The organism is Actinoplanes sp. ATCC 53533, from assembly GCF_003947245.1.
Genome location: NZ_QHHV01000256.1, coordinates 1 through 8,026, shown reverse-complemented (window position 1 = coordinate 8,026; position 8,026 = coordinate 1). Strand labels below are relative to the sequence as shown.

Below are 8,026 nucleotides of genomic sequence, written 5' to 3'. Positions count from 1 at the left end.
CGATCGACGCGAAGATCAGGACGGACATGCCGTTGCCGACGCCGCGGTCGGTGATGAGCTCGCCGAGCCACATGACCACGCCGGTGCCGGCCGTCATCGTGATGACCAGCATGACCAGGGTCAGCCACATCGGGACGCCGGTGTTCTCCGGCACGATCTGGAAGTTCGACTGGTCCTGCGGGCACGCGTTGGCGAAGAGCTGGCCGGAGCGGGCCAGGGCGACGAACGCGGAGGACTGCAGGACCGCGAGGCCCAGCGTCAGGTAGCGGGTGTACTGGGTGATCTTTGCCTGGCCGGACTGGCCTTCCTTGCGAAGCTGCTCGAGGCGAGGAATCACCACGGTGAGCAGCTGCAGGATGATCGATGCCGTGATGTACGGCATGATGCCGAGCGCGAAGACCGACAGCTGGAGCAGCGCGCCACCGGAGAAGAGGTTCAGGAGGTTCAGCACCCCGCCGCCGGCGTTGGTGCTGTTCACCACGTCCAGGCAGTTCTGAACGTTGGTGTAGGACACGCCTGGGCTGGGCAGAGTGGCACCGAGCCGATAGACCGCGATGATCGCTACTGTGAACAGCAACTTCTTGCGCAGGTCAGGCGTCCGGAACGCACTGGAAAAGGCGGAGAGCAACTTCTTCCTCCTGCGCGAGGTGACCGCCGCATATCCGGCGGATGGGGGGAGGCATCGGTCCGGACGACCGATATCCCTAGCTGGGAACGGACTTTAACAGTCTGACGTGCCTGTTGTGAGGCACGGTCGCCCTATGTGCAACACGCTGGGACGAAGGGCAACCGGACAACCTGTGGATCAGCGCCGCCCGGCCCGACGAAATGCCAGGTCAGACGCCACAACGGGGATGCCGCCCGAGCATCTCGCGATGCCCGGGCCAGCATCCCCGGAAAACTCACAGCGCGGTGGCGGAACCACCAGCAGCGGCGATCTTCTCCTTGGCCGACTCGCTGAACGCGTGCGCCGAAACCTGCAGCGTCACGCCACCCAGCTCGCCGGAGCCGAGAACCTTCACCGGCTGGCCACGACGGACCGCGCCGGCGTCGGCCAGCTCCAGCGGACCGATCTCGCCACCGTTCGGGAACAGCTCGGCGAGCCGGTCCAGGTTCACGACCTGGAAGACGACCTTGTTCTTGTTCTTGAAGCCCTTCATCTTGGGCAGCCGCATGTGGATCGGCATCTGCCCGCCCTCGAACCGGGCCGGAACCTGGTAACGAGCCTTGGTGCCCTTGGTACCACGACCGGCGGTCTTGCCCTTGGAGCCCTCACCGCGACCCACCCGGGTCTTCGCGGTCTTGGCACCGGGCGCCGGGCGCAGGTGGTGAACCTTGATCGCCATTACTCGACCTCCTCGACACTGACGAGGTGGTTCACGGCGAAGATCATGCCCCGAATCTCGGGGCGGTCCTCCTTGACCACCACATCGTTGATCCGCTTCAGCCCGAGCGACCGCAGGGAGTCCCGCTGGTTCTGCTTACGGCCGATGCCTGAACGGAGCTGGGTGACCTTCAAGCGTGCCATCACCGCACCGCCGCTTCCGCGCGCGACGCCAGCATGGCCGCAGGCGCGACGTCCTCGACCGGGAGGCCACGGCGGGCCGCGACGGCCTCCGGGGACTCCAGGCCCTTCAGGGCCGCCACCGTCGCGTGCACGATGTTGATCGGGTTCGACGAGCCGAGGCTCTTCGAGAGCACGTCGTGGATACCGGCGCACTCCAGAACGGCACGCACCGGGCCACCGGCGATGACGCCGGTACCGGCGGAAGCCGGCTTGAGGAGCACGACACCGGCGGCGGCCTCACCCAGGATCGGGTGGGGGATCGTCGCGGCGATGCGCGGCACCTTGAAGAAGTGCTTCTTGGCCTCCTCGACACCCTTGGCGATCGCCGCGGGCACCTCCTTGGCCTTTCCGTAGCCGATGCCGACGGTTCCGTCGCCGTCGCCCACGATCACCAGGGCGGTGAAGCTGAAGCGACGACCACCCTTGACGACCTTGGCGACGCGGTTGATCGCTACGACCCGCTCAAGATGCGGGGTCTTCTCGACGGGCGCGTTACCGCGACCGCCCTCACGGCGGTTGTCGCGGCGGCCACCTTCGTTGTTACCGCCGGACCCGCCGCCTCGGCGCTGCTGACCAGGCATTGGTCTTCCCTCCTAGAACTCGAGTCCGGCTTCGCGGGCGGCGTCGGCAAGCGCGGCGATCCGCCCCGCGTACCGGTTACCGCCGCGGTCGAAGACGACCTTGGAAACGCCCGCGGCCTGAGCCCGCTCGGCGAGGAGAGCCCCGACCTTGGCGGCCTGCGAGCTCTTGTCACCCTCTGCGCCCCGGAGGGACGCGTCGAGCGTGGAGGCCGACGCGAGCGTGTGACCCTTGAGGTCGTCCACGATCTGCGCGGTGATGTTCCGCGTGGACCGGGTGACGACCAGCCGGGGACGCTCGGCGGAGCCGCGGACGTTCTTGCGGACCCGGAAGTGCCGACGAGCCTTGCCGACGGCGCGCTTGTACGACGCACCGCCGCCATTGCGGCGCTTGAGCAGCGTGGCGGTCACTTCTTACCTGCCTTTCCGGCCTTGCGGCGGATGACCTCGCCCTGGTACTTGACGCCCTTGCCCTTGTACGGCTCCGGCGGGCGGATCTTCCGGATGTTCGCGGCGACCTCGCCGACGAGCTGCTTGTCGATACCGGCGACCGTGAACTGCGTCGGCCGCTCCACCGAGAAGGTGATGCCGGCCGGCGGGATCACGTTGACCGGGTGCGAGAAGCCCAGGGCGAACTCGAGGTCCTTGCCCTTGGCGGTCACGCGGTAACCGGTGCCGTTGATCTCCAGCGTCTTCTTGTAGCCCTCGGTGACGCCGACGATCATGTTGGCGACCAGGGTACGAGAGAGGCCGTGCAGCTCCTTGGCCCGACGCTCGTCGTTGGGGCGATTGACCGCCAGCTCGCCGTTCTCCGCCTTCTCGACGGTGATCGGCTCGGCGACGGTGTGCGACAGCTCGCCCTTGGGGCCCTTGACCTTGACGGTCTGGCCCGTGATGGTGACGTCGACGCCGGCCGGGACCGGGATCGACTTACGTCCGATTCGCGACATGTCTAAGTCTCCGTTACCAAACGAAGGCGAGGATTTCCCCGCCAACGCTCCGCTTGCGGGCCTGCCGGTCGGTCAGCAGCCCCTGGGACGTCGAAACGATCGCGACACCCAGGCCGCCGAGCACTCGCGGGAGCTCGTCGGACTTGGCGTACACCCGGAGGCCGGGCTTGGACACGCGCTTGATGCCGGCGAGGCTGCGCTCGCGGCTCTGGCCGTACTTGAGCTCAACAACCAGGCGCTTGCCGACTTCGCCTTCCGCGGGCTCCTCGGCCGACCAGGAAGCGATGTAGCCCTCGGCCTTGAGGACCTCGGCGATGTTCGCCTTGATCTTCGAGAAGGGCATGGTCACCTTGTCGTGGTACGCCTGGTTGGCGTTACGCAGACGCGTGAGCATGTCTGCGATCGGGTCCGTCATCGTCATGGGTATTCGTCAACCTTTCTCGCCGGGGTTCCCAGGAAAGTCCCAGGCCTACGGCGAAGCGGTATTGCTTGGGTTACCAGGAGGCCTTGGACACGCCGGGCAGCTCGCCACGGTGGGCCATGTCCCGAACGCAGATCCGGCACAGACCGAACTTGCGGTACACCGAGTGCGGGCGACCGCACTTCTGGCATCGGGTGTAGGCCCGCACGGCGAACTTCGGCTTCGCGGCCGCCTTGATGATCAGCGCCTTCTTAGCCATGCTCAGTTCTCCTTGAACGGGAAGCCCAGGAGCTTGAGCAGCTGCCGGCCCTCCTCGTCGGTCGTGGCGGTGGTGACCACCGTGATGTCCATGCCCCGGGTCCGATCGATCCGGTCCTGGTCGATCTCGTGGAACACCGACTGCTCGGTCAGACCGAACGTGTAGTTGCCGTGGCCGTCGAGCTTGCGCCCGTCCAGACCGCGGAAGTCGCGGATACGCGGCAGCGCGATCGACAGCAGCCGGTCCAGGAACTCCCACATCCGGTCGTTGCGCAGGGTGACCTTCGCGCCGATCGGCATGCCCTCACGCAGCTTGAACTGCGCGATGGACTTGGTCGCCCGCCGCACCAGCGGCTTCTGACCCGTGATGGTGGTCAGGTCACGCACGGCGCCGTCGATCAGCTTGGCGTCGCGGGCGGCCTCGCCAACACCCATGTTCACGACGACCTTCACCAGGCCGGGGAGCTGCATGGGGTTGCCGTACTTGTACTGCTCCTGAAGCGCAGGGATGACCTCACTGCGGTACTTCTGCTTCAGCCGGGGCAGCGTCTTGGGCTCGGTAGCGGCAGTCATCACAGGTCCTTACCGGTGCTACGCGCGATCCGGACCTTCTGGCCGTTCTCGTCCCGCCGGAAGCCGACGCGAGTCGGCTTGCCCTCGGAGTCCACGATCTGCACGTTCGAGATGTGGATCGGGGCTTCCTGCGTGACGATGCCACCGGTCTTGGAACCGCGCTGCGTCGTACGGATCTTCTCGTGCTTCTTCATGCGGTTGACGCCCTCGACCAGGACCTTGTCCCGCGTCGGGAAGGCAGCGATGACCTTACCCTTGGCGCCCTTGTCCTTACCGGCGATGACGACGACCGTGTCGCCCTTCTTGATCTTCACGGTCAGAGCACCTCCGGCGCCAGGCTGATGATCTTCATGAACCGCTTGTCGCGCAGCTCGCGGCCGACCGGGCCGAAGATGCGCGTACCGCGGGGGTCGCCACCGTCCTTGATGATGACGGCGGCGTTCTCGTCGAAGCGGATGTACGAGCCGTCGGGACGGCGCCGCTCCTTGGCGGTGCGAACGATGACCGCCTTGACGACGTCACCCTTCTTCACACCGGCACCCGGAATGGCGTCCTTGACCGTGGCCACGATGACGTCACCGATGCTCGCGTAACGGCGACCGGAGCCGCCCAGAACCCGGATGCAAAGGATCTCCCGGGCACCCGTGTTGTCGGCGACGCGCAGTCGCGACTCCTGCTGGATCACGTCTGTCTCCTATGTCTGCCAGTTCTCCGGCACGGGGACGTACCAGAGCTTGGCGGAACGATGGTCCGCCGGGCCGGCCGTCTCCGGCCGGCCCGACGCACTCACTTGGCCTTTTCGAGGATCTCTACGACACGCCACCGCTTGGTGCGTGACAGCGGGCGGGTCTCCATCAGGGTGACCCGGTCGCCCAGGCCGCAAGCGTTCTGCTCGTCGTGAGCCTGAAGCTTGCGGGTACGCCGCAGAACCTTGCCGTAGAGCGCGTGCTTGACGCGGTCCTCGACCTCGACGATGACGGTCTTGTCCATCTTGTCGCTGACCACGAGGCCCTCGCGCGTCTTGCGCTGGGTCCGCGGTGCAGCAGCTGCGTTCTCGCTCATGCTGTAGTCACCTCAGTCGGCGCGGCCGAGAGCCCCAGCTCACGCTCACGCATGATCGTGTAGATCTTCGCGATGTCCTTGCGGACGACCTGCAGACGACGATGGTTGTCGAGCTGACCGGTCGCACCCTGCACGCGGAGGTTGAACAGCTCCGCCTTGGACTCCCGCAGCCGCGAGACCAGCTCGGGCTCGGAGAGCTCCCGCAGCTCGGAAGCCTTGATACCGGCTGCCATCAGCTTTCACCCACTTCGCGCGCCACGATGCGGCACTTCATCGGGAGCTTGTGGATCGCGCGACGCATCGCTTCGCGCGCGATCGTCTCGTTCGGGAACGACATCTCGAAGAGAATGCGTCCCGGCTTGACGTTCGCCACCCACCACTCCGGGGAGCCCTTGCCGGAACCCATGCGGGTCTCGGCGGGCTTCTTGGTCAGAGCCTGGTCCGGGAAGATCGAGATCCACACCTTGCCGCCACGCTTGATGTGGCGGGTCATGGCGATACGAGCTGACTCGATCTGCCGGTTGGTCACGTACGCCGGCTCCAGGGCCTGGATACCGAACTCACCGAAGACCACCCGATTGCCGCCCTTGGACGCGCCGTGGCGGTCCGGGTGGTGCGGCTTGCGGAAGCCCTTCGGGGGCTTACGCGGCATCAGCATGTGTCAGCCCTCCTGCTGCGTTTCGGCCGCAGCCGGAGCAACGGCGCTGTCGGTCGTGGGCGCGGCCTCCGCCGGAGCGGGGGATGCAGCCGCGGCCTGAGCGGCGCGGCCGGCCTCGGTGCCACCCGCGGTCGTACCGGACGAACCGGAACGGCCACGACGCGGACGGTCCGGGCGCTCGGCACGGTCCCGGCGCGGACGCGCGGGCGCCTCGGGGGCAACCTCGCGACCCGGCACGAAGTCGCCCTTGTAGATCCAGACCTTCACGCCGATGCGGCCGAAGGTCGTACGGGCCTCGAAGAAGCCGTACTCGATGTTGGCGCGCAGCGTGTGCAGCGGAACGCGACCCTCACGGTAGAACTCCGTGCGGCTCATCTCCGCGCCACCGAGGCGGCCGGAGACCTGCACCCGGATGCCCTTGCAGATCGGGTTCTTCATCGCGGACTGCATCGCCTTGCGCATCGCCCGACGGAAGCTGACCCGGCTGGACAGCTGCTCGGCGACGCCCTGCGCCACCAGCTGCGCGTCCGACTCGGGGTTCTTCACCTCGAGGATGTTCAGCTGCACCTGCTTGCCGGTGAGCTTCTCGAGCTCGCCACGGATCCGGTCGGCCTCCGCACCCTTACGGCCGATGACGATGCCCGGCCGGGCGGTGTGGATGTCCACGCGGACCCGGTCGCGGGTGCGCTCGATGTCCACCTTGGAGATGCCGGCGCGCTCGAGGCCCTTGGACATCATGCGGCGGATCTTGACATCCTCGCCGATGTAGTCCTTGTAGAGCTTGTCCGCGAACCAGCGGCTCTTCCAGTCGGTCGAGATGCCGAGCCGGAATCCGGTGGGGTGAACTTTCTGACCCATTACTCGGCACCTTCCGTGCTGCTCTTGGGCTCGGCCGCCGGAGCGGTCTCAGCCGCCGGCGCCGCCTTCTTGGCCGGCGCGGCCTTCTTGGCCGTGGCCTTGCGAGCCGGCGTGGTCACCTGGACCGCTTCGACCGCCACAGTGATGTGGCAGGTGCGCTTGCGGATCCGGTACGCCCGGCCCTGCGCCCGCGGCCGGAACCGCTTGAGCGTCGGGCCCTCGTCCACGAAAGCCTCGCTGACCAGGAGCGCGTCCGGGTCGAGCCGTTCGTTGTTCTCCGCGTTCGCAATCGCGCTCGCGAGCACCTTGTAAACCTGCTCACTCGCAGCCTGCGGCGCGAACTGCAGGACCGTGAGAGCCTCCTTCGCGGGCAGACCGCGGACGAGGTTGATCACACGGCGTGCCTTGTTCGGCGAGATGCGCACGTGGCGCGCAATCGCCCGAGCGCCCGGAAGCGCCGGAGCATCGCTCTTGACTGGCATCGCTGTAACCCCTTTCTGATCCGTGGACTGATTAGCGACGACGGCTCTTGCGGTCGTCCTTCTCGTGACCCTTGAACGTGCGGGTCAGAGCGAACTCGCCGAGCTTGTGACCGACCATGGCCTCGGTGATGAACACCGGGACGTGCTTGCGCCCGTCGTGCACCGCGATCGTGTGCCCGAGCATGTCGGGAATGATCGTCGAGCGCCGCGACCAGGTCTTGATGACGTTCTTCGAGTTCTTCTCGTTCTGGACTTCCACCTTCTTGAGCAGGTGGTCGTCGACGAACGGGCCTTTCTTCAGGCTGCGAGGCATCTCTTAACTCCCGTTATCCGCGCTTGCGGGTGGCGTAGCGGCGGCGAACGATCATGCGGTCGCTCTCCTGGCCCTTGCGGCGGGTGCGGCCCTCGGGCTTACCAGCCGGGTTAACCGGGTGGCGACCACCGGAGGTCTTACCCTCACCACCACCGTGCGGGTGGTCGACCGGGTTCATGGCGACGCCACGGACGGTCGGGCGCTTGCCCTTCCACCGCATGCGGCCGGCCTTGCCCCAGTTGATGTTCGACTGCTCGGCGTTGCCGATCTCGCCGACCGTGGCACGGCAGCGGATGTCGACGCGCC

General features: G+C 66.9%; 17 protein-coding genes and 1 pseudogene. All 18 read right to left on the bottom strand.

Annotated elements, in window-relative coordinates; genetic code table 11:
- Window positions 1-628: preprotein translocase subunit SecY (locus DMB66_RS52150; RefSeq protein ID WP_370321011.1), on the bottom strand; the 628-nt coding region annotated here is incomplete at its 3' end.
- Between the two features lie 274 nt (window positions 629-902).
- Window positions 903-1,346, bottom strand: a complete 444-nt coding sequence (gene rplO / locus DMB66_RS52145) for a 50S ribosomal protein L15 (protein ID WP_125811512.1) — start codon at window positions 1,344-1,346, stop codon at window positions 903-905.
- A complete protein-coding gene (rpmD, locus tag DMB66_RS52140; RefSeq protein ID WP_023358201.1) occupies window positions 1,346-1,528 on the bottom strand; it encodes a 50S ribosomal protein L30 in 183 nt (60 codons plus the stop codon). The genes rplO and rpmD overlap by 1 nt, the downstream gene beginning before the upstream one ends.
- The gene (rpsE, locus tag DMB66_RS52135) at window positions 1,528-2,148 is read right to left on the bottom strand and encodes a 30S ribosomal protein S5 (protein ID WP_125811511.1); all 621 of its coding nucleotides are present in this window, start codon (window positions 2,146-2,148) and stop codon (window positions 1,528-1,530) included. The genes rpmD and rpsE overlap by 1 nt, the downstream gene beginning before the upstream one ends.
- A gap of 12 nt (window positions 2,149-2,160) precedes the next feature.
- A complete protein-coding gene (gene rplR / locus DMB66_RS52130; RefSeq protein WP_233625459.1) occupies window positions 2,161-2,544 on the bottom strand; it encodes a 50S ribosomal protein L18 in 384 nt (127 codons plus the stop codon).
- 8 nt (window positions 2,545-2,552) lie between these two features.
- Window positions 2,553-3,095, bottom strand: a complete 543-nt coding sequence (gene rplF / locus DMB66_RS52125) for a 50S ribosomal protein L6 (protein ID WP_125811509.1) — start codon at window positions 3,093-3,095, stop codon at window positions 2,553-2,555.
- A gap of 13 nt (window positions 3,096-3,108) precedes the next feature.
- Window positions 3,109-3,516, bottom strand: a complete 408-nt coding sequence (gene rpsH / locus DMB66_RS52120) for a 30S ribosomal protein S8 (RefSeq protein ID WP_125811508.1) — start codon at window positions 3,514-3,516, stop codon at window positions 3,109-3,111.
- A 73-nt stretch (window positions 3,517-3,589) separates the two neighbouring features.
- Window positions 3,590-3,775 carry a type Z 30S ribosomal protein S14 gene (locus tag DMB66_RS52115; RefSeq protein ID WP_125811507.1) on the bottom strand — a complete coding sequence of 62 codons (186 nt, stop codon included), beginning with the start codon at window positions 3,773-3,775 and terminating at the stop codon, window positions 3,590-3,592.
- 2 nt (window positions 3,776-3,777) lie between these two features.
- Complete coding sequence (gene rplE, locus DMB66_RS52110; RefSeq protein ID WP_125811506.1) at window positions 3,778-4,347, bottom strand: 50S ribosomal protein L5; 570 nt, start codon at window positions 4,345-4,347, stop codon at window positions 3,778-3,780.
- Complete coding sequence (rplX, locus tag DMB66_RS52105) at window positions 4,347-4,667, bottom strand: 50S ribosomal protein L24 (protein ID WP_125811505.1); 321 nt, start codon at window positions 4,665-4,667, stop codon at window positions 4,347-4,349. The genes rplE and rplX overlap by 1 nt, the downstream gene beginning before the upstream one ends.
- On the bottom strand, window positions 4,664-5,032 hold the full coding sequence (rplN, locus tag DMB66_RS52100) for a 50S ribosomal protein L14 (protein WP_023358185.1): 369 nt from the start codon (window positions 5,030-5,032) through the stop codon (window positions 4,664-4,666). Before rplN ends, rplX begins: the two co-directional genes overlap by 4 nt.
- A gap of 101 nt (window positions 5,033-5,133) precedes the next feature.
- On the bottom strand, window positions 5,134-5,409 hold the full coding sequence (gene rpsQ / locus DMB66_RS52095; protein WP_125811504.1) for a 30S ribosomal protein S17: 276 nt from the start codon (window positions 5,407-5,409) through the stop codon (window positions 5,134-5,136).
- Window positions 5,406-5,642 (bottom strand): 50S ribosomal protein L29, encoded by a 237-nt coding sequence (gene rpmC, locus DMB66_RS52090; protein ID WP_125811503.1) that lies wholly within the window; start codon window positions 5,640-5,642, stop codon window positions 5,406-5,408. Before rpmC ends, rpsQ begins: the two co-directional genes overlap by 4 nt.
- On the bottom strand, window positions 5,642-6,067 hold the full coding sequence (rplP, locus tag DMB66_RS52085; RefSeq protein WP_125811502.1) for a 50S ribosomal protein L16: 426 nt from the start codon (window positions 6,065-6,067) through the stop codon (window positions 5,642-5,644). Before rplP ends, rpmC begins: the two co-directional genes overlap by 1 nt.
- 3 nt (window positions 6,068-6,070) lie before the next feature.
- Window positions 6,071-6,925 carry a 30S ribosomal protein S3 gene (rpsC, locus tag DMB66_RS52080; RefSeq protein WP_125811501.1) on the bottom strand — a complete coding sequence of 285 codons (855 nt, stop codon included), beginning with the start codon at window positions 6,923-6,925 and terminating at the stop codon, window positions 6,071-6,073.
- On the bottom strand, window positions 6,925-7,407 hold the full coding sequence (gene rplV, locus DMB66_RS52075; RefSeq protein WP_125811500.1) for a 50S ribosomal protein L22: 483 nt from the start codon (window positions 7,405-7,407) through the stop codon (window positions 6,925-6,927). Before rplV ends, rpsC begins: the two co-directional genes overlap by 1 nt.
- Window positions 7,408-7,438: 31 nt before the next feature.
- Complete coding sequence (rpsS, locus tag DMB66_RS52070) at window positions 7,439-7,720, bottom strand: 30S ribosomal protein S19 (protein WP_020513590.1); 282 nt, start codon at window positions 7,718-7,720, stop codon at window positions 7,439-7,441.
- A gap of 13 nt (window positions 7,721-7,733) precedes the next feature.
- Window positions 7,734-8,026 (bottom strand): annotated as a pseudogene (locus DMB66_RS52065) (50S ribosomal protein L2); the annotation flags it as partial.